At 62.6% G+C, this 20,886-nt stretch carries 19 protein-coding genes; 11 read left to right on the top strand and 8 right to left on the bottom strand.

What is annotated here, in order from left to right; translation table 11 throughout:
* Positions 1-145 precede the first annotated feature (145 nt).
* The 5 genes from AC1DTQ_RS10320 to AC1DTQ_RS10300 all read right to left on the bottom strand — a co-directional run bounded on the left by AC1DTQ_RS10320 (position 146) and on the right by AC1DTQ_RS10300 (position 6,666).
* Positions 146-1,306, bottom strand: coding sequence for an iron-containing alcohol dehydrogenase (locus AC1DTQ_RS10320; protein WP_477849490.1), 1,161 nt, complete (start codon positions 1,304-1,306; stop codon positions 146-148).
* Between the two features lie 10 nt (positions 1,307-1,316).
* Positions 1,317-2,714 (bottom strand): aldehyde dehydrogenase family protein, encoded by a 1,398-nt coding sequence (locus tag AC1DTQ_RS10315; RefSeq protein ID WP_477849489.1) that lies wholly within the window; start codon positions 2,712-2,714, stop codon positions 1,317-1,319.
* A 188-nt stretch (positions 2,715-2,902) separates the two neighbouring features.
* Positions 2,903-4,270, bottom strand: coding sequence for a glutamine synthetase family protein (locus tag AC1DTQ_RS10310; protein WP_477849488.1), 1,368 nt, complete (start codon positions 4,268-4,270; stop codon positions 2,903-2,905).
* A 65-nt stretch (positions 4,271-4,335) separates the two neighbouring features.
* On the bottom strand, positions 4,336-5,826 hold the full coding sequence (locus AC1DTQ_RS10305; protein WP_477849487.1) for an amino acid permease: 1,491 nt from the start codon (positions 5,824-5,826) through the stop codon (positions 4,336-4,338).
* 39 nt (positions 5,827-5,865) lie between these two features.
* Complete coding sequence (locus AC1DTQ_RS10300) at positions 5,866-6,666, bottom strand: N-formylglutamate amidohydrolase (RefSeq protein WP_477849485.1); 801 nt, start codon at positions 6,664-6,666, stop codon at positions 5,866-5,868.
* Positions 6,667-6,769: 103 nt separating this feature from the next.
* On the opposite strand from AC1DTQ_RS10300, the gene AC1DTQ_RS10295 reads away from it, so the two are divergent.
* Genes AC1DTQ_RS10295 through AC1DTQ_RS10285 form a run of 3 tightly spaced genes read left to right on the top strand, consistent with a single transcriptional unit; the run spans position 6,770 to position 9,435 of the window.
* Positions 6,770-7,684 carry a MurR/RpiR family transcriptional regulator gene (locus tag AC1DTQ_RS10295; RefSeq protein WP_477849484.1) on the top strand — a complete coding sequence of 305 codons (915 nt, stop codon included), beginning with the start codon at positions 6,770-6,772 and terminating at the stop codon, positions 7,682-7,684.
* A 9-nt stretch (positions 7,685-7,693) separates the two neighbouring features.
* Positions 7,694-8,470 (top strand): N-formylglutamate deformylase, encoded by a 777-nt coding sequence (gene hutG / locus AC1DTQ_RS10290; protein ID WP_477849483.1) that lies wholly within the window; start codon positions 7,694-7,696, stop codon positions 8,468-8,470.
* The gene (locus AC1DTQ_RS10285; protein ID WP_477849482.1) at positions 8,467-9,435 is read left to right on the top strand and encodes a DMT family transporter; all 969 of its coding nucleotides are present in this window, start codon (positions 8,467-8,469) and stop codon (positions 9,433-9,435) included. Before hutG ends, AC1DTQ_RS10285 begins: the two co-directional genes overlap by 4 nt.
* 18 nt (positions 9,436-9,453) lie before the next feature.
* On the opposite strand, the gene AC1DTQ_RS10280 is transcribed toward AC1DTQ_RS10285, so the two are convergent.
* The 3 genes from AC1DTQ_RS10280 to parE form a co-directional block, all read right to left on the bottom strand.
* The gene (locus AC1DTQ_RS10280) at positions 9,454-10,938 is read right to left on the bottom strand and encodes a S41 family peptidase (protein ID WP_477849481.1); all 1,485 of its coding nucleotides are present in this window, start codon (positions 10,936-10,938) and stop codon (positions 9,454-9,456) included.
* Between the two features lie 137 nt (positions 10,939-11,075).
* Complete coding sequence (locus tag AC1DTQ_RS10275; protein WP_477849479.1) at positions 11,076-11,837, bottom strand: helix-turn-helix transcriptional regulator; 762 nt, start codon at positions 11,835-11,837, stop codon at positions 11,076-11,078.
* Positions 11,838-12,017: 180 nt separating this feature from the next.
* Positions 12,018-13,907, bottom strand: a complete 1,890-nt coding sequence (parE, locus tag AC1DTQ_RS10270; RefSeq protein ID WP_477849478.1) for a DNA topoisomerase IV subunit B — start codon at positions 13,905-13,907, stop codon at positions 12,018-12,020.
* Positions 13,908-14,077: 170 nt separating this feature from the next.
* On the opposite strand from parE, the gene AC1DTQ_RS10265 reads away from it, so the two are divergent.
* The 8 genes from AC1DTQ_RS10265 (at position 14,078) to ispD (ending at position 20,768) form a co-directional block, all read left to right on the top strand.
* Positions 14,078-14,332, top strand: coding sequence for a hypothetical protein (locus tag AC1DTQ_RS10265; protein WP_477849477.1), 255 nt, complete (start codon positions 14,078-14,080; stop codon positions 14,330-14,332).
* Between the two features lie 307 nt (positions 14,333-14,639).
* On the top strand, positions 14,640-15,266 hold the full coding sequence (locus tag AC1DTQ_RS10260; protein ID WP_477849476.1) for a hypothetical protein: 627 nt from the start codon (positions 14,640-14,642) through the stop codon (positions 15,264-15,266).
* Positions 15,267-15,417: 151 nt separating this feature from the next.
* Positions 15,418-17,079 carry a CTP synthase gene (locus AC1DTQ_RS10255; protein ID WP_477849475.1) on the top strand — a complete coding sequence of 554 codons (1,662 nt, stop codon included), beginning with the start codon at positions 15,418-15,420 and terminating at the stop codon, positions 17,077-17,079.
* Positions 17,076-17,909 (top strand): 3-deoxy-8-phosphooctulonate synthase, encoded by an 834-nt coding sequence (gene kdsA / locus AC1DTQ_RS10250; RefSeq protein ID WP_477849474.1) that lies wholly within the window; start codon positions 17,076-17,078, stop codon positions 17,907-17,909. The genes AC1DTQ_RS10255 and kdsA overlap by 4 nt, the downstream gene beginning before the upstream one ends.
* Positions 17,910-17,970: 61 nt before the next feature.
* Entirely contained in the window at positions 17,971-18,444 is a 474-nt protein-coding gene (locus AC1DTQ_RS10245) for a hypothetical protein (protein ID WP_477849473.1), read from the top strand.
* Complete coding sequence (gene eno, locus AC1DTQ_RS10240) at positions 18,441-19,727, top strand: phosphopyruvate hydratase (RefSeq protein ID WP_477849472.1); 1,287 nt, start codon at positions 18,441-18,443, stop codon at positions 19,725-19,727. The genes AC1DTQ_RS10245 and eno overlap by 4 nt, the downstream gene beginning before the upstream one ends.
* A 4-nt stretch (positions 19,728-19,731) precedes the next feature.
* Positions 19,732-20,073 carry a cell division protein FtsB gene (gene ftsB / locus AC1DTQ_RS10235; protein ID WP_477849470.1) on the top strand — a complete coding sequence of 114 codons (342 nt, stop codon included), beginning with the start codon at positions 19,732-19,734 and terminating at the stop codon, positions 20,071-20,073.
* A complete protein-coding gene (ispD, locus tag AC1DTQ_RS10230; RefSeq protein ID WP_477849683.1) occupies positions 20,070-20,768 on the top strand; it encodes a 2-C-methyl-D-erythritol 4-phosphate cytidylyltransferase in 699 nt (232 codons plus the stop codon). The genes ftsB and ispD overlap by 4 nt, the downstream gene beginning before the upstream one ends.
* Positions 20,769-20,886 lie beyond the last annotated feature (118 nt).

Genomic DNA, 20,886 nt, shown 5'->3' with positions numbered 1-20,886 from the left:
TGCTGTCCTTCTCCCACCGGGAGAAGGTGGCGCGCAGCGACGGATGAGGGAGTGGCAATGACTCGCCTTCCACCTTCCAGTAAAAGCGGAACTTACATGCCCTCATCCGCCCTTCGGGCACCTTCTCCCGATGGGAGAAAGGAAGCTACACGCGGCCAGTCAACGCCGCATCGAACACCTTCGCCGCCGCCGCGGAGTCGAACTTCACCGGATTCCCTCCCGCCGACGGATCCGCCTCGGCCATCACCGCGATCTCGCCAGCGCGGTCGCCGTTCACGCCGAACTCCTCCAGCGCATGCGGCACGCCCAGCGACGCGCGAAGCTCAAGCACGAAATCCAGAAAGCCGGCGAAATCCTGACGCGGAAGCTGCAGGTAGGCGGCCAGCCGTTCGATGCGTTCCTCGATCGCGCTGCGGTTGAAGGCAAGCACGTACGGCATGAACACCGCATTGGTCATGCCGTGATGGGTGTCGTACAACGCGCCGACCGGATGCGACAGCGCATGCATGCCGCCGAGTCCTTTCTGGAAGGCAGTGGCTCCCATCGCGGCGGCGGCCATCATGTCGCCGCGCGCCTCGAGGTCGTCCGGTTGCGCATAGACGCGCGGCAGCGCCTGCTTGACCAGGCGCATGCCCTCGACCGCGATGCCATCGGCCATGGGGTGATAGCCAGGCGCGCAATAGGCTTCCAGGCAATGCGATAGCGCATCCATGCCGGTACCGACGGTGATCTTCGCGGGCATGCCCACGGTCAGCGCCGGATCGCAGATCACCACGCGCGGCATCATTTTCGGGTGGAAGATGATTTTCTTGGTATGGGTGTTGTCGTCGGTCAGCACGCCCGCGCGGCCGACTTCCGAGCCTGTGCCAGCGGTGGTGGGCACGGCGATGATGGGAGCGATGCCGTCGGGGTCCGCGCGGGTCCACCAGTCGCCGATGTCTTCGTAATCCCAGACCGGGCGCGATTGCCCGCTCATGAAGGCGATCAGCTTGCCGGTGTCTAGGCCGCTGCCGCCGCCGAAGGCCACCACGCCGTCGTGGCCGCCGTCGCGATACGCCAGCAGGCCGGCGTTGAGATTGGCTTCCACCGGGTTCGGTTTCAGGTCGGCGAATAGTTCCGCATCCAATCCAGCGGCGCGCAACGACGCCAACGCATTCGTTGTGATCGGCGCATTGGCCAGGCCGGCGTCGGTCACTAGCAGCGGCTTGCGGATGCCGCTGGTCAAACAGGCTTCCGCCAGTTCGCTGATGCGCCCTGCGCCGAAGCGGATCGAGGTGGGATAGTTCCAGTTGGCGCGGAGGGTCATTCGGGGATTCTCATTTGGTGATGTCGTGGCGCAGATGGAAGGATTTGGGCCGGGTAAGGGTTTCATAGCCCACGCGCGACAAAGTGGCGCCGCGTCCGGTGTGCTTGACGCCGGTCCAGGCCAAAGAGGGATCCAGATAGTCGCAACGGTTCATGTATACCGTACCGGTAGCGATGTCGTCGCCGATGCGTTCGGCGGCGTCGAGATCGCGCGTCCACACCGAAGCAGTGAGGCCGTATGGGCTGTCGTTCATCAGCTGCAACGCTTGCGCGTCGCCGTCCACCGGCATGATTCCGACTACCGGACCGAAACTTTCCTCGCGCATCACCGACATCGAGTGATCGACCTCGACCAGCACCTGCGGAGCGAGGTAAGGCGTGCCGATGGCGTCGGCGCTGAAGGCGGCGCCATCGATCAGCGCGCGCGCGCCGCCGGCGATGGCAGCGGCGATCTGTCCGCGCACGAAGTCGGCGCTGGCGGCCTTGACCAGCGGGCCGAGCGTGGTCGCCTCGTCCAAAGGGTTGCCCAACACATAGCTGCGGGTGAGTTCGGTGAAGCGCTCGACGAATTCCGGATACACGCCGCGATCGACATAGATGCGTTCGATGCCGCAGCAGCTCTGCCCGGAATTGAAGAAGCTGCCGTCGACCAGGTTCTCTACCGTGAAATCCAGGTCGGCATCGTGGCGCACATAAGCCGGATCCTTGCCGCCCAGTTCCAGGCCGAGCCCGAGGAAGTGGCCGCTGGCGGCGCGTTCCATGGCGCGCCCGCCTTCGACGGAGCCGGTGAAATTGACCTGCTGCACACGGCCGGAACCGATCACCCGCGCGGACTGTTCGTGATCGAGCAACAGGTTGCGGAACACGCCCGCGGGCAAGCCGGCCTGCTCGAATGCGCGCTCGAAGCGCTCGCCCACCAGCAAGGTCTGGGTCGCGTGTTTCAGGATCACTGCGTTGCCGGCCATCAATGCGGGAACGATGGAGTTCACCGCGGTGAGGTAAGGGTAGTTCCAGGGCGCGATCACCAATACCGTGCCCAACGGTTCGCGACGCACGAAGCGGCGGAAGCCAGTTTTCTCGCCGGAGTCGATATCGGCCAGCGCATCCGCGGCGATGGCGATCATGTGGCGTGCGCGCTCCTCCACCCCGCGCAGCTCGCCGGCGCCGTAACGCACAGGACGCCCCATCTGCCAGGCGATTTCCGGTGCGATTTCCTCACGCATCGCCAGCAACGCTTCCAGCGCCGCGGTGCAATAGCTGGCGCGTTCGGCCAACGGAGTTTTCTTCCAGATGCGCTGCGCTTGCGCGGCGGTGTCCAGTGCAGCGGTCACGGTCTCATCGCTGGCGTAGTGGCGTTCGGCATAGACGCGGCCGTCGACGGGAGAGATTAGTTTTACTTCGTTGCTCATTCGGTTCTCGGAATGGTGGGGATCGTTGCCATGCAGGTCTACTATCAGTTGTCATCCCAGCGAAAGCTGGGATCCATTTTGATCTTGCTTTTTGTTTTTCAATGCTTCGGTAGGTATCCCGCGAAAATCAAGATGGATCCCAGCTTGCGCTGGGATGACGACGTCCTTTTTTCGACAGCGGTTTTCTGTCAATACCTCTCGAACCCCCGCCGCAATTCCCAATCGGTCACCCTGCGGTCGCATTCGGATTGTTCCCATTCGGCCGTATGCACGTAGTGATCGATCACTTCATCGCCCAGCGCTTTGCGCAGCATCTTCGACCCGCGCAACGCATCGGTGGCGTCGCGCAAGGTCTTGGAGACTTCCGGCAGTTTTTCGCCGCCGTAGGCATCGCCGGAGAAGGGCTTGCCCAGCTTCAGCTTCTCGTCGATTCCGGCGAGCCCCGCCGCGATCAATGCGGCGTAGGCCAGGTACGGATTGAGATCCGCGCCGCCGATCCGGCATTCGATGCGGATGCCCTTGCCGCCCTCGCCGCAGAGTCGGAAGCCGGCGGTGCGGTTATCGACGCTCCACACGGCCTTGGTCGGAGCGAAAGTGCCGGCCTGGAAGCGCTTGTAAGAATTGATGTAAGGCGCCAAGAACCAGGTGACGTCCCGCGCGTACTTGACCTGTCCGGCCACCCAGGCGCGCATCAGATCCGACATGCCGTATTCGGCTTTGGCGTCCAGGAATAGCGGCTTGCCGGTCTTCGCGCTCCATAGCGAGTTGTGGATGTGGCTGCTGGAACCGGCCAAGTCGTAACGCCATTTGGCCATGAAGGTGATCGCCTTGCCGTGCTGCATGGCGATCTCCTTGCAGCCGTTCTTCATGATCGCGTGGCGGTCGGCCATTTCCAGCGCTTCGGCATAACGCACGTTGATTTCTTCCTGGCCCGGACCCCATTCGCCCTTGGTGTTCTCCACCGGGATGCCGGCGGCCTGCATGCCCTTGCGCATCGCCCGCATCACCGGTTCCTCGCGGGTGGTCTGCAGGATGTGGTAGTCCTCGATGTAGTAGCCGGCGGTCTTCGGATTGCGGTAGTCGCGGGCATGGATGTCCACGTAGCTTTCGTCGAACAGGTAGAACTCCAGCTCCGAGGCGAACATGCCGACATAGCCGCGTTCGGCGAGTCTGGCGATCTGCTTCTTCAGCATGGCGCGTGGACTGTGCGGCAGATCCTTGTGATGGTGGTCCAGCACATCGCACAGCACCAACGCCGTGCCTTCCAGCCACGGAATGCGGCGCAAGGTTCCCAGGTCGGGTTTGAGCGCGAAGTCGCCATAGCCTTTATCCCAGCTGGCCGCGGCATAGCCGGGCACCGGTTCCATGTCGATGTCGTCGGCCAGCAGATAATTGCAGCCGTGGGTCTCGTCGTGCGCGCTGTCCAGGAAAAACTCGGCCTGGAAGCGCTTGCCGATTAGGCGGCCTTGCATGTCGATCATGCAGGCCAGCACGGTATCGATGCTGCCGTCGGCGACAGCGCGCTTGAGTTCGGCGAAGCTTAGGGGTGCGGTCATCTCGGTTTCCGTAAGTGGGAAGCATGCGGCGGCGCCTGCGCGCCGCCGCTCTCCATATCGATTGCTCAGACGCCGGCTTGCTGCTTGTGTTCCAGCGCGAATTCCTCTTCGGGCGAGAGGATCAGGCGATGCCGTCCGCGCACGGCGAAATACAAGATGCCGATTACGAACCAGATCGCCACCCACATGACCGCAGTGCTGTAGGCAGGATCCTTGATCTGATAGAAAAGGGTGACCACGGCGATGATCATGGTCAGTGCCGCGCCGAAGATGCCGAACGGGCTCCGGTACGGGCGATGGATGTTGGGCAGCTTCCTGCGCAGCACGATGAAGGACAGCGCCTGCATGAAATAGCTGAACATCGCGCCGAATACCGCCATGTTCAGCAACGTCGCGCCGATGATCTTGCCGCCATGGTCGGCGCCCAGACCGAACCACAACGCGAACATCACTCCAAGCGCGACGATCGAACCGAACACCATCGCCACATGCGGTGTCTTGCGCGTGCCGTGGGTGATCGACAGACCCGGTGGGAAATAGCCTGCGCGAGCCAGGGAGTACACCTGCCGTCCCTTGGCGAAGATGATGGTGTGGAAACTGGCCACCAGACCCAGCACGGCCACGCCCGCCAACAACTTGGCGGTGCCTTCGCCATAGATCGCCTTGAAGCCGTCCAACAGCGGTTCCCCGGATGTCGCCAGTTTGAAGGATCCGATGCCGGCGACGGCCGGGTTCAACCACATGATCATGAAAGCCGAAACGATCAGGGTGAACATGCCCAGGATGATGCCTTTGGGCATGTCGCGTTTCGGGTCCACCGACTCCTCGGCGGCCAGCGGCAATTGCTCAATGGCCAGAAATAGCCATACCGCGAAGGGCAGGGTGGCCAGGACGCCTTTCCATCCGAATGGGAACCAGGAACCACCGCCTTCGGCTAGCTCAATTGGCGCGCCGTCGGGGCCGGCACCCACATTCAATGCCCAGCGGTTGAAATCGATGTGCGGCAGAGCGCTGATCCAGAACACCACCAGGCACGCCAACGCCAGCAAAGTGACCACCAAGGTGATGCGGAACGACAGTTCCACACCGATGACATTTAGGCCGACGAAAAGTATGTAGAACCCTATCCACCACAAGGGCTGCATTTCCGTCGGCGTGCCGGTGATGCCGGTCATGTAGCTGCCGATGAAGAACACGATCACCGCCGGGGTCAGCACGTACTCCACGTTTTCCGACAGTCCGGTGAGGAATCCTCCCCACGGCCCCATCGCGGTGCGCGCGAACGAATAAGCCGCGCCCGTGTGCGGCAAGGCCGGGCTCATTTCGGCGATGGAGAAGGTCAGGCCCAGGTACATCACCGCGATGATGATGCCGGCCACCAGCATGCTGCCCCAGCCATTGGCCAGACCGAAATTCCAGCCGGAGAAGTGCCCCGAGATCACCGCGCCGACGCCCAACGCCCATAACGACCACACGCCGGCGTAGCGTCGCAGTCCGCGTTTCTCGAAATAACTCTGGTCAACCTTGGTGTATTGGACACTCGATGATTCGGACATTTCCAATCCCCTTGCGGTGGCTACAACGGTGGACAATGGTTAACGACGCTCGGCAGCCCCCTCCGCAGCACGGGCGTCCTCGAAGGCGCGCAGTAGCAGCGGCGCCAGCCGTTCGGCCCAGGACAGTTGCCCCGGGGTGTCGCGGATCAGGTCGTTGCGGATCTCCAGCATCACGCAAGGCAGGCCATGGGCCTCGGCGTGCCGTTCCAGCGTGTGGTACACGCCATCGCGTGGCGCGTACGGTTGGTTGTCGCCTACCTCCAGTCCGGAGTCCGCGCCCAGAGCGCGCAACAAAGGATCGGCCATGCGGCGGTCGCGATGCGAAAGCACGCCTACCTGCCAGCGGCGCTCCAGACTTTTAAATACGGGAGTGAACGAGTGGATGGAGATCATCGCCGTGGGCAGTCGAGCGGCGATGCGCGCAGCCATCATCGCTGCTATTTCGCCGTGGTAGGGGGCATAGATCCAGTCGTGCCGTCGCTGGCGCTCATCCGCATCGATCGTCTGGTTGCCGCGGATGAGAGTGTCTTCGCTGGTGACGGCGATGGAGTCGTGCGCGCCGGGATCCCGATTCACATCCAGCAGCAGACGCGAGACGGTGGGGTGCAGCAGCGGCGCATCCAACAGTCCGGAGAGTTGTTCGGCCAGACCCAGCGCGCCGATGTCCCAGGCGATATGGCGCTGCAGTTCCGCAGCCGACAAGCCCAGGCCGGCGTAGCCGGGCGGGATGTGCGCGCTGGCGTGGTCGCAGGTCAGCACGAACGCGCCGCGTCCGCCCCGATTCCTCACCGCCACCGCGCTGCTTGCCACATCCGATGCGCTGACTGCCGCCATTGCCATGGGTCGTCCGCCGTCATGTAACGAAAAGTACGAAACAGATAGATATTGCCTTTCCTGAAGAAAGTCTAACAATAGGAGGCAGTTGTCAAGTCGGAGCTGGATCATGCGGACGGTCATGGAAAGATTGCGCGACGGTTTGGCGGGTTTTCCCGCCAGCGAGCGGCGGGTAGCGCAGCGGATCCTCGCCGACTATCCGATCGCCGGCCTGCAGAGCGCCAGCGACCTGGCCCGCGAAGTGGGCGTCAGCGCGCCCAGCGTCCTGCGCATGGTGGCGCGGATGGGATTCGCCTCGTATCCGGATTTCCAGCGGGTGATGCGCGAAGAACTCACCGCCCAGCTGAGTTCCCCTTTGAACAAGTCGCCTGCCACCGCACGCCGTAGTGGCGGCGCGGCCGCGCCGCGGCTGCAGAAGTTCGCGACCGTGCTGGAAGGCAATCTGCACGAAACCTTCAGCCATCTGCCGGCCACCGAGTTCGACCAGGTCGTGCGTCTGCTCGCCGATCGTCGCAATCGTCTGCATCTGATCGGCGGACGGTTCACCGATGCGCTGGCACGCTATTTGTCGGTGCAGTTGCGCATCCTGCGCCCGGGCATCAATCACCTGGAGGACCAGGAGGACAACTGGTACGACCAGGTGCTGGACATGGGTAAGCGCGATGTGTTGTTGGTATTCGACATCCGTCGTTACCAGCCCAGTCTGCTGCGCCTGGCCCAGGCCGCCAGCAAGCGCCAGGCCAAGGTGGTGCTGGTCACCGATCAGTGGTTGTCGCCGATCTCGCGCCTGGCCACGCACGTGTTGCCGGCGCGAGTCGCGGTCCCTTCGGTGTGGGATTCCAGCGTGGCGCTGATGGCGATAGCCGAAGCGTTGCTGGCCGAAACCACCGAGCAGGAGTGGGAATACGGACAGAAACGCATGCGCGAACTGGAATCGGTGCGCGGCACCGCGCCCGGGTTCCCCGGAGCGCTGCCAGCGGCCGAAGAACTGCCGAAGAAAGCCGCGCGGCCGCGCAAAAGCTAAACTGAGCGCATGGAAACCTACACCCTGCATCGCGGCACCGCGCCGCTGCTGATCAGCCTGCCGCATGACGGCACCGCCATTCCCGACGACATCGCCGCACGTTTGGCCGATTCTGCGCGGCGCGTGCCCGATACCGACTGGCACGTGTCGAAACTCTACGATTTCGCGCGAGAGCTCGGCGCTTCGATGATCGTTCCCCACTATTCGCGCTACGTGATCGACCTCAACCGGCCGCCGGACGACGTGTCGCTGTATCCCGGGCAGAACACCACCGGCCTGTGCCCGCATCTGCAATTCAGCGGTGAGCGCGTGTATCGCGACGGCCAGGATCCCGACGAAGCCGAAGTCGCCGAGCGCGTCGAACGCTACTGGCGTCCCTACCATCGTGCGCTGGCGGGAGAGCTGCAGCGCATCCATGCGCAGCATGGGCGTGCCGGGTTGTGGGAAGGGCATTCGATCCGCGGCGTGGTGCCGTTCCTGTTCGAGGGCCGGCTGCCGGACCTCAATCTGGGAACGGCGGGAGGCACAAGTTGTTCGGCGGCGCTGCAGGCGCGGCTGGAATCGGTGTTGGAAGCGCAGGACCGCCACGACTTCGTGGTCAATGGCCGCTTCAAAGGCGGTTACATCACCCGCCAATACGGCGATCCCGCGCAGAACATCCAGGCGGTGCAGCTGGAAATCAGCCAGCGCATCTACATGGACGAAGACAGTTTCGAATGGGATGCCGGCAAGGCGGCCCGCACGCAGGTCGTACTGCGCGAACTGCTCGACCAGATGCTGGCATGAGCGAAACCGCGGCTGTTCCAGACGAAACGCTGCCTGTAGACGTTCCGGACCAACCGCCAACACGGCCGGGACATCCCTGGTCGGGTATCGCGCTGGCGCTGTTCGGCGCCATCGCTTTTTCCGGCAAGGCCATCATCGTCAAGCTTGGCTATCGATACGGCGCCGACGCGATCACCCTGCTTGCGCTGCGCATGCTGGTAGCGCTTCCGTTCTTCGCGCTGATGGCAGGGTGGGCGCGGCGCGACTCGCAACGTTTCCGTTTGCGCGGTAGCGACCGGTGGAAGGTCGTCGGATTGGGTTTCAGCGGCTATTACCTGGCCAGCTTCCTGGATTTCGCGGGACTGGAGTACATCACCGCGACGCTAGAGCGGTTGATCCTGTATCTCACTCCCACCCTGGTGCTCCTGATCAGCGTGTTGGTGTTCAAACGCAAACCCGCGGCACGCCAGCTGCTGGCGCTGGCGATCAGCTACCTCGGCGTGGCGCTGGCTTTCGCGCACGATCTAGAGATCGGCGGCGATGGCATCGCGCTGGGCGGCGTGCTGGTCTTCCTCAGCGCGCTCAGCTACGCGACCTATCTGGTCGGCAGCGGCGAAGTGGTGGCGCGGGTCGGCGCGGTGCGTCTGACCGCCTATGCCAGTGCGGTGGCGGCCGCATTCTGCATCCTGCATTTTCTGCTGGTGCGGCCATGGCATTCGCTGTTCGAACTGCCAGCGGAGATATATACGCTGTCGTTGCTCAACGGCACCTTGTGCACGGTGCTGCCGGTGCTAGCCACGATGATGGCGGTGCAAAGGCTCGGCTCGGCGTTGGCTTCGCAGCTTGGAATGATCGGCCCGATCTCGACCATCGTGCTGAGCCTGTTCGTGCTCGGCGAATCGATGGGCGTTTGGCAGATCGCCGGCACGGTATTGGTGCTGATCGGCGTGTTTACGGTGACGAGGCCAACATCGAGATCGCTATAACCGGAAGGCATATGGTGATCAGCGCTGCGAAGCGTCGGCAATGGTATTCAGCACGCGTGCAGCGCGCGCGCGTCGGCTTTCGCCTGCTGTCGTAAGCACAGGAAGATCCGGTACGACACCGGCGACTTCGTTGCCGCCGTTCGCTCGCAGTCGGACGCAGTTGGGCACGCGGAAGCGAAGTTTGGAATTAGGCAGAACGACAGGGTCGCTATCGATCATGAAGCCGCAGCCGTCGCCTCCGGTTCGACTGCCGACAACACGCGCCAACCGATTGTTCTGCAGGGCCGCGGCGAACATTTCCGCCGATGAGTAGGTCCCGCCATCGGTAAGCACATAGACAGGGCCTGTCCAAGAACCTTCTACGCGGCGGGCCTGGATCGGCCAGTGCAGTTTGGCGGCGGCGGCGATGTCGCTTTGTCCGGCAGCGGACAAGTAATCCAAGGGCCCGCCCGCGGAGCCTGCATCAACCAGGCGATGGCATCCGGAGCCGTTCCAATCGCGGCGTTCGCTCCATACCCACGACAGGTCGCAATGGGTTCTGGCCGAATCGCTTTTCATATCCTGGAATCGTGCGATCGTTTGTTCGAGTAAACGTCTGGTACCGATGCTGGGTTTAAGTTCAAGACCGTGCTGCAACTCCTGGATCTGTTCGTCCAAATAGGCCGTGCCGACCTGGGATTGACTCACCTGCAGGCGCGCCGAATGGACGGGCTTGTCGGTGAATAATCTGACTGAGATGTCCCCGCTGTCGTTGCCGCCATTGTTGCGACCTACGTCTACCAGCAGCAACGAAGCGCCCGCAGTACGTAAGTCGCGTAAACGGGTCGCCAGAGTGGCATACCAATTTTCGACGACGGCGCGATTGATTGTTTCCCGATCTGGGACGCTCGATCGGGCTATGACGCGCCACGCCTCCAAGCACAAGCTATATTCGCGTTGTTTGAAGTCCGGTATGCGCACGATGCCGATTTTGCCGCCATCGGAGCGCGTCAGCAGACCCGAACGGAAGACCTGAGTCGATCCATCCGATTGCAGATGAAAACCGGGAAGCGACTCGAATGGCAGGGAAAAAGCCACCTGACTGTTAAAGCCATAATCGGAAGCAGCACAAGCGGTGGCGGCGTCATCGGAGTCGAGCGACGCGTCTGGCGGTTCCGCGGTAGGTACGGCATTGTTTTCGGGAAGATCGGGCAATCGGGAGAAATGGCCGTCATGCAGGCTTTCGACGAAATTCAAGATGGCTTGCCGGGCCTGCCCATCATTTTCCGCATGATTCAGCGCCGCCTGTGTAGTCCCGTCCAACCCGGGCAAATCCACTCCGCCCTGTGGAGAAGCAAACCACGCCAAGTTCGCGTAGTCCTGTTCCAGTTGGGTTTTCAGGTACCGGTAATCCTGTAGCCAGCCGCTGCGATCGAATGATGCTGGGGCGGGTGTTTCTGACCAAGCTTCGGCGGAAGCGACCGATAGTAGTACGGCCATGCCGATGAGCAGTGGGAGGGGCATGCACCCTAGCGCGAGACGAGTAAAACGGCGAGTAAAACTAAGGGAAGGCATGGCGGTGATCTTCGCTGGCTGGATCCCTTGAGTGTGCCGATACATTGCTGGTCGGTATTGCGGTGGAACAGCGGATTTGTACCTGGTTAGCGCTGTCCTTCCCGATAACGGCCGGGGGAACAGCCATATACGATCCTGAACGAGTGGCTCAGGTGCGCTTGATCACAGAAGCCGCACGACAACGCAATGTCGGCTATGGGCATGAGGGTCGAACGCAGCAGGCCGGCAGCATGGCGGACCCGCAATTCGCGCGCGTATTCGCCGACTGTCTTGCCATAAGCCCGTTTAAAGCTGCGGGCAAGGTGGACCGGGTGGCGTCCTGCGGTATTCGCAAGCGCGTCCAGGCTGGGCTGGACGGGAGTTTGCGCATGGAGTTGGTCGCGAACATCGCGCAACCATTGCGCGGCGCTCTCTTGATGCGACTGCTTCCGACAGAAATGGCCGAACATCTCAAGCAGTAGCCCTTCGGCCACCAAGGGCGAGAAATCGTCGGGATGCCGCAGTTCATGGCTTAGGCGCATGCCGAGTCCAGCCAGTTGCACCGAACAAGCGGACGGCGCAGAGGTCAGTGGCAGACGCTTCCCAAGATAGTCCAGTGCCGCAGTCGATGGTACGACCAGCACCTTGAGCGCACCATTGCGGGAAAAGCGCTGCGCATGCGGCTCATCGGCGGGGCAGAACACCAAATGTCCGCTGTTGTGCGTCTCGGCGCGCCCACAGATGTTTTCTTCATACTCGCCATTGACGACCAGAGATAAAGAAGCTCGGTCGTGCAGGTGTCGGTCCATGGAGGACCCGGCGGCATATTGCTTGAGCGTGGCAGAAATGATCCAAGGGGATTGATGCATATTCTGTGCCTCCGTGTGTCGTGTCAGGCCAGAAGCATGGAGACCCGCGGTGACGCGGAAGAATTCATAACTTCCAGCGAAGCTAGATCGCCCTTCTGCTCCAGCCGCGCCGCGGGATTCCCCGTCCGTGATCTGGATATCTGCGCCGTCGCCACGGCAGACGATGTGTGATTAGCCGGTTCAGACTTCCAGTGAGGCCAAATCGCCCTTCTGCTCCAGCCATGCCTTCCGATCGCTCGCACGCTTCTTGGCCAACAACATGTCCATCAGCGAACGCGTGCCGCTGTCGTCTTCATTGGTCAGCTGCACCAGCCGGCGCGTATCGGGGTGGATAGTCGATTCGCGCAGCTGCGAGGGATTCATTTCACCCAGGCCCTTGAAGCGGGTGACGTTGACCGCGCCCTTGAGCTTCTCGCGTTCGATCTTCTCCAACAGCAGGCGCTTCTCTTCCTCGTCCAAGGCGTAGAACACCTGCTTGCCCACGTCCACGCGAAACAGCGGCGGCATGGCGACGAAGATGTTGCCCGCCTGCACCAGCGCCGGAAAATGCTTAAGGAACAACGCGGTCAGCAGCGTAGCGATATGCAGGCCGTCGGAGTCCGCGTCCGCGAGAATCACCACCTTGCCGTAGCGCAGGCCGGTGATGTCGTCCTTGCCGGGATCGCAACCGATGGCCACCGCCAGGTCGTGCACTTCGTTGGAAGCCAGCACGCCGCCCGAAGCCACTTCCCAAGTGTTGAGGATCTTGCCGCGCAACGGCAGGATGGCTTGGAAATCCTTGTCGCGCGCCTGCTTGGCGCTGCCGCCGGCGGAGTCGCCTTCGACCAGGAACAGTTCGGTGCGCGAGAGATCCTGGCTGATGCAATCGGCCAGCTTGCCGGGTAGGGCGGGGCCCTGCGTCACCTTCTTGCGGACGATCTGCTTCTCGGTCTTCAGGCGCGCGCTGGCGCGTTCGATCGCCAGCTGCGCGATGCGCTCGCCGAAATCGGTATGTTGGTTGAGCCACAGCGAGAACGCATCGTGGGCGGCGCCTTCGATGAAACCGGCGGCCTGGCGCGAGCTCAGGCGTTCCTTGGTCTGGCCGCTGAACTGCGGGTCGGTCATCTTCAGCGAAAGCACGAACGCGACGCGATCCCATACGTCTTCCGGCGCCAGCTTGACCCCGCGCGGCAGCAGATTGCGGAAATCGCAGAACTCGCGCAGCGCGTCGGTCAGGCCACTGCGCAGACCATTCACGTGCGTGCCGTGCTGGGCGGTGGGAATCAGGTTGACGTAGCTTTCCTGCACCAGTTCGCCCTCGGGAATCCAAGACACGGCCCAGTCCACGATCTCGCTCTGCTTGGACAGCTGGCCGGTGAACAGCTCCGGCGGCAGCAGTTCGCGCCCTTGAAGTTCGCCCAGCAGGTAGTCGCGCAAGCCGTCCCGGTAATGCCACTCATCGCGCTCGCCGCTGGCCTCGTCGAACAGTTTCACGGTCAGGCCCGGGCACAGTACCGCTTTGGCGCGCAGCAGGTGCTTGAGCGCGCGCAGGTTGTATTTCGGCGTGTCGAAGTATTTCGGGTCCGCCCAGAAGCGTAGGCGCGTGCCGGTATTCTTCTTGCCGACCGTGTTGACCACTTCCAGCTTGGAGGCCGCATCGCCGTCGCGGAATTCCATGCGGTATTCGTTGCCGTCGCGTTTGATGAACAGTTCCACTTTCTTCGACAGCGCATTGACCACACTGACGCCCACGCCGTGCAGGCCGCCGCTGAAGGTGTAATTGCGATTGTTGAACTTGCCGCCGGCATGCAGACGGGTGAGGATCAGCTCCACGCCGGAGATCTTCTCTTCCGGATGGATATCCACCGGCATGCCGCGGCCGTCGTCGCTGACCTGGCAGCTGCCGTCCTTGAATAGGATCACTTCGATCTCGCTGGCGTGCCCGGCCAGCGCTTCGTCGACCGCGTTGTCGATGACTTCCTGGGCCAGATGGTTGGGTCGGGTGGTGTCGGTGTACATGCCCGGACGGCGTTTGACCGGGTCCAGGCCGGAAAGGACTTCGATGTCGGCTGCGTTGTAGCGGGTATTCATGGAATGGGCAGGACTTTTTCTAGGGCGACTACAGCCCCGAAGTGTGCGGCTTGGGGTCATTTTTTGCACGTTCAGTAGCAAGTAGGTCGGGGGGGACTAATGTTTCGCGTAGTCCGCACGGCAGCGTGGGCGTCATCTGTCCCCAGCCGGCAGCAAAACGGAGAACCTCAATGAACAAGCGCATCCTGCTCATCCTTGGCGTCATCGCCGCCGCCCTGACCGCTACGGCGGCGTTTGCCCAGTCCAAGGCCGACACCAAGGCCGATCGCACCGCGGAAGCGGCAGGGGACGAACAGTCCGACGCCGACAAGAAAGCCCAGCGCCGCGCCCAGAACGAAGCGGCGGCGGCAGCAAAGGCCAAGGCGAAAGGCGAAAGCGGAAAGAAATCGGACACCGAGGAAGAAGAGGAAGAGCGCAAACCTTGATTGCGTGCCTTCTTCCGACGAGTAAATAGTTAAGGGCCCGTCTGGTCCAAAAGCGCCCCGCATGCCGGGGCGCTTTTTTTGTTGTCGGACGTTCATCCGTTTTTGCGCCGCAACTGTCTGTATTGGAAAAGGTTTTTGGCGAAAAAACGACTGGCTTGTCTCTATCCACCGGAGCTGGCGAGGGTGGTTCAGTCCGGAGCCGGTAGGCATTGCCTAGGGTCGACACGCTGCTGCAAGCCGAGCGGCTCCGATGTGTCCCCCGACAGATAGATATGTCCCCCGACAGATAGAAACGAGGATATCGACCATGAAGCAGAACAAATATTTCCTGCCGATCCTGATCGCCACTTCGCTGGCCGCCCCCATCGCGTCCGCTCAGGTATTGGGCGGCAACGTAGGGGTCGGCGGCGGGGCGAGCGTGCAGACAGGACCCGCCAACGCGGGCGGTGTAGTGGGCGCGCGCGCCGATGTAGGCGCCAATACCGACGCGGTCGAGCAGACTACGCATGCCGCCCGCAGGACCGCCGCTCGCGCCAACGCGGAAGTAGCGGCCGCTACTTCGGCGGCGGCATCGGCAGGCACGCAGGCGGTCGACAGCGCTACCGGCACGACGCAGGCCGCTGGCAACGCGGCGCTGGGTGCCGTCGCCTCGGGGCGGGGCCTTGCCAATGCGGCGACCCAGTCGTCGGGACAGGCCAGCGCCAACGTGGGCGCGGACGCCGCGGCCAACGGAGCGCTTCATGCCAATGACCAGGCGGTAACGAGCGTATCCGGCAACGCGACGGCGGCGACCCGTAGCGCTATCACCGGCCAGTCGACCGATACGGCAGCGTCCAGTGGCACCAAGAAATCTCGGAGCGAGCGCCGGGCCGAGCGTAAGGCGGCCCGTGAGGAAGAAGCCGGACAGGACAAGCCGGATCGCAGCGAGCGCTGAGCCGGGAGCACCCATCAGCCGCACACACGGACGCCCCGATTATCGGGGCGTCCCCATTTTGGACCTGCTGGAACGAGGAGCCGACCACAAGTCAACGGTGCGGCCGGGCCCGCCAACCGGTAAACTATGGCTTTCCGGGAGGCCTCGAGCCATGACCCCCCTGATTTTCGTTACCGGCGGTGTAGTGTCCTCGCTTGGCAAGGGCATCGCCGCCGCTTCGCTTGCCTCCATCCTTGAAGCCCGTGGCCTGCGGGTCACGATGATGAAGCTGGACCCCTACATCAACGTCGATCCGGGCACCATGAGCCCGTTCCAGCACGGCGAGGTCTACGTCACCGACGACGGTGCCGAAACCGACCTGGATCTGGGCCACTACGAACGCTTCGTTCGTACCCGCCTGAGCCGCAAGAATTCGGTCACCACCGGGCGCATCTACGAGAACGTGATCCGCAAGGAACGCCGCGGCGATTATCTGGGCGCCACCGTGCAGGTCATTCCCCACATCACCGACGAGATCAAACGCTGCATCGACGAGGCCACCGCAGGCTTCGATGTGGCCCTGGTCGAGATCGGCGGCACCGTCGGCGACATCGAATCGCTGCCGTTCCTGGAAGCCATCCGCCAGATCCGCACCGAGCGCGGCCAGGAAAAGGCGATGTTCATGCACCTGACCCTGGTGCCTTACATCGCCGCCGCCGGCGAGCTGAAGACCAAGCCCACGCAGCACTCCGTGAAAGAACTGCGCTCTATCGGTATCCAGCCCGACGTATTGCTGTGCCGAAGCGAACAACCGCTGCCGGATTCCGAACGCCGCAAGATCGCCTCGTTCACCAACGTGCCCGAGCGCGCCGTCATCACCGCGCGCGACGTCGATGTCCTGTACAAGATTCCGCTGGAACTGCACGAACAGCAGCTGGACGAGATCGTGGTCAACCAGCTGAAGCTGCCGGTGACCGGCCCCGCCGATCTTTCGGAATGGGAAGCGGCGGTCGACGCCACGCTCAATCCGCTCGATGAAGTCACTATCGCGGTGGTCGGCAAGTACGTGGACCACAAGGACGCCTACAAGTCCGTCGGCGAGGCGCTGAAGCACGGCGGATTGCGCCAGCGCACGCGGGTAAACCTGAAATGGCTGGAAGCCCAGGAGTTGGAAGGCGGAGACATGTCGGCCCTGGAAGATGTCGATGGCATTCTGGTGCCGGGCGGCTTCGGCGATCGCGGTTTCGAGGGCAAGGTGGTCACCGCGCGTTACGCGCGCGAACACGGCGTGCCGTATTTCGGCATCTGCTACGGAATGCAGGCCGCGGTGGTGGACTACGCGCGCAATATCCTCGGCATGGAAGACGCCAATAGCACCGAGAACGACAAACAATCCTTGCATCCGGTGATCGGCCTGATCACCGAATGGCGCACCGCCACCGGCGAGGTGGAAAAGCGAGACGAACGCACCGATCTGGGCGGCAGCATGCGCCTCGGCCTGCAGGAAGCGCGTCTGAAACCGGGCACGCTGGCGCGCGAGCTGTACGGCAAGGACGTCGTGGCCGAACGCCATCGCCATCGCTATGAATTCAACAATCGCTACCGCACCCAGATGGAAGACGCCGGCCTGGTGATTTCCGCCAAATCCATGGACGACTTGCTGGTGGAGATGATCGAACTGCCGCGCAACCAGCATCCGTGGTTCCTGGCCTGCCAGGCGCATCCCGAATTCCTCTCCACGCCGCGTGACGGCCATCCGCTGTTCGTCGGTTTCATCCGTGCCGCGCGCGAGATGAAAGCCGGTGGCAAGCTGCTCAAGGAAGCACGTGCATGAAGCTTTGTGATTTCGAAGTCGGCCTCGATAAACCTTTTTTCCTTATCGCCGGTCCCTGCGTCATCGAATCCATGCAGTTGCAGTTGGATGTCGCTGGCAAGCTGAAAGAGATCACCCGCAAGCTGGGGATCAATTTCATCTTCAAATCCAGCTTCGACAAGGCCAACCGCACTTCCGGCACCAGCTTCCGCGGTCCCGGACTGGAGGAAGGGCTGAAGGTGCTGGCCGAAGTGAAGAAGCAGATCGGCGTGCCGGTACTGACCGATGTGCACGAGTACACACCTCTGGATGAAGTCGCTGCGGTCGTCGACGTGCTGCAGACCCCGGCGTTCCTGTGCAGGCAGACCGACTTCATCCACAAAGTCGCCAGCGCCGGCTTGCCGGTCAACATCAAGAAAGGCCAATTCCTGTCGCCCTGGGAAATGAAGCACGTCACCAACAAAGCCAAGGCCACCGGCAACCAGCAGATCATGGCCTGCGAACGCGGCGCCAGTTTCGGCTACAACAATCTCGTCTCCGACATGCGCTCGCTCAGCGTGATGCGCGACACCGGTTGTCCGGTGGTGTTCGATGCCACCCATTCGGTGCAGCTGCCCGGAGGCATGGATGGAAAATCCGGCGGTCAGCGCGAATTCGTGCCGGTGCTGGCGCGAGCCGCAATGGCAGTGGGTATCGCCGGCATCTTCATGGAAACCCATCCCAAGCCGGAAGAAGCGCTCTCCGATGGCCCCAATGCGTGGCCGCTCGGCAAGATGGAAGCGTTGTTGGAAACGTTGATGGCGCTGGACAGTATTACCAAGAAGAACGGTTTTCTGGAGAGTACTGTCTGATGGATGAAGGGTTCACTCCGGCTGCCAGGCGGGTTCCATGAGAAGAGTGGCGGTCCCAGGCATGCTCGCGTTCCTGGCGCTTGCTTCATTCGACGCCCTTGCATGTCGGATGAATCCGCCCATGAAGGCGCCGTCGTACGGCGATCTGGCAAGTACGGCCGATCTGATCGCCATTGTCCATGTCGAACGAATCCGGCCGCTAAGCCCGGAAGACGAAGCATTCATGGAGCGGGTATTCACCGACCCGCCCGTGAACGTAGCCATCCGTCTGCCAACCACCTCCGCGGAATTTTCCACCGTGCGCGTGCTCAAAGGTAAGCAGCCGGAACAATCCCTGATCCAGAATGGCGCGACCAACTGCGATGTCTATTTCCTGGAAGGCAAGGACTATCTGGTGTTCGCCCAGCGGCCCAGCCCATCAGGCGAGATCGTGCCTTTGTACGGTACTTTTCCGATAGATCAGAGCCAGCACAGCCTCGCCGCGCTGGCCGAAGTGGAATCCTCCCTCAATCCCCTCAATCCGGCACGACCATGACCTCAATCACCAAGATCCACGCCCGCGAAATCCTCGACAGCCGCGGCAATCCCACCCTGGAAGCGGAAGTCACGCTCGAGGACGGTTCCTTCGGCCGCGCCATGGTGCCCTCGGGCGCTTCGACCGGTTCTAAGGAGGCGGTCGAGTTGCGCGACGGCGACAAGACCCGTTACCTGGGCAAAGGCGTGCAGCACGCCGTGACCAACGTCAACGGCGCTATCGCCACCGCGCTGAAAGGCTTCGATGCGGCCGATCAGGAAGGTCTGGACCGTCGCCTGATCGATATCGACGGTACCGAGAATAAGGGTCGCCTGGGCGCCAACGCGCTGCTCGGGGTTTCGTTGGCCAACGCGCACGCAGTCGCCGCATCCAAGAAAATTCCGTTGTGGCAGCACTTGGCCAACGGCAGCGACGTCGTGTTGCCGGTGCCGATGATGAACATCATCAACGGCGGCGCGCATGCCGATAACAACGTCGACCTGCAGGAATTCATGGTGTTGCCGGTCGGTTTCGATTCCTTCGCCGAATCGCTGCGCGCCGGCACCGAAATCTTCCATGCGCTCAAGTCGGTGCTGAAAGGCCATGGCCTGAGCACGGCGGTGGGCGACGAGGGTGGTTTCGCGCCGGACCTGCGCAGTAATGTCGAAGCGCTGGATACCATCCTGGAAGCCATCGGCAAGGCTGGCTACAAGGCGGGCGAAGACATTCTGCTGGGCCTGGATGTGGCCAGTTCGGAGTTCTACGACAACGGTAAATACCACTTGATGGGCGAGGGCAAGCGCCTGACCTCGGAGCAGTTCACCGACTTCCTGGCCGACTGGGCCGCCGAGTACCCGATCATCACCATCGAAGACGGCATGGCCGAGGACGACTGGGCGGGCTGGAAGCTGCTGACCGATCGTCTGGGCAAAAAAGTCCAACTGGTCGGAGACGATCTGTTCGTCACCAATCCGAAGATCTTCAAGCAAGGCATCGAATCCGGCACCGCCAACGCGATCCTGATCAAGGTCAACCAGATCGGTACGCTCACCGAAACGTTGGAAGCCGTTTCCATGGCCCACCACGCCAACTACGCGGCGATCATTTCGCACCGTTCCGGCGAAACCGAAGACACCACCATCGCCGACATCGCGGTGGCCACCACCGCCACCCAGATCAAGACCGGCTCGCTGTGCCGCAGCGATCGCGTCGCCAAGTACAACCAGTTGCTGCGGATCGAGGAATCGCTCGGCAAGCGTGCGCGCTACGCCGGCCGCGACGCATTCGTGTCATTGAAGCGATAAAGCGATGCGGCGCCTCGGCTGGCCACTGCTGATCCTGGCGCTGCTATTCGGATGGCTGCAGTACCGCTTGTGGTTCGGCGAAGGCAGCTGGGGTGAGGTCACCGGCCTGCAGAACCAAGTGGCCCACCAGCGGCGCGACAACCAGGGCTTGCAAGAACGCAACAACGCCCTGGCGGCCGAAGTAGAGGATCTCAAATCGGGTGAAGAAGCGGTGGAAGAGCGCGCGCGCAGCGAATTGGGCATGATCAAGCCGGGCGAGAAGTTCTACCGCGTGGTGGAATCGCCCTCTGCGCCCGCGCCGGTCACCGAAGAAACCGCTGCTCCGCCAGTAGAGCAAAGCCGCTGATGCCCGGTATCTGGGTCGTCGTCCCCGCCGCCGGTCGTGGCACTCGTTTCGGCAGTGAAACCCCCAAGCAGTATCTGAGTGTCGGCGGACAGCCGTTGATCGCCTACGCCCTTGCAGCCCTGTTCGCGCATCCAGTGGTGGAAGGCGCCGTGGTGGCGCTGTCGGAGAACGACGCCGACTGGCTGGGCTGGGATAGCTTCAGCGGCAAGCCGATCCTGACTTGTGTCGGTGGTACCAGCCGTGCCGGGTCGGTGCTCGCTGCGCTCAAAGCGCTGCCGGCCGAGGTCAGGGCCGACGACTTCGTGCTCGTGCATGATGCGGCGCGGCCGAACCTGGGTCAGGAGGATCTGCAGCAACTGCTTGAGCGTGGCCGCAACGATCCGGTGGGCGCGATCCTGGCCGCACCAGTACGCGACACGCTGAAACGCGCCGGCGACGATGGCGGCATCGACGGCACCGAGCCACGGCAACGACTGTGGCGTGCACTGACTCCGCAGCTGTTCCGCCGTCTGCAACTGACGCGCGCGCTGGAAGAGGCCGACAAGGCGGGCGTCGAAGTCACCGACGAATCGATGGCGATGGAGCTGCAGGGTTTGCGGCCGTTACTGATCGAAGGCAGCGAGGACAATTTCAAGATCACCACGCCGGCCGATCTTTCGCGTTTCGAGTTCATACTTTCGAGGCGTGAGGCGTGAGGCGATTCCTGCCCGTCATTCCCGCGAAGGCGGGAAGCCAGCGCCTTTGGTTTTTTGCGAGATAAGCGACGCTGAGCTACAAGTCACCGGATTCCCGCCTTCGCGGGAATGACGGCAA

The organism is Pseudoxanthomonas sp. P4_B2 (genome assembly GCF_056402315.1).
The sequence above is the reverse complement of the archived record's forward strand: the minus strand, read 5'-3'. Positions and strand labels throughout refer to the sequence as shown.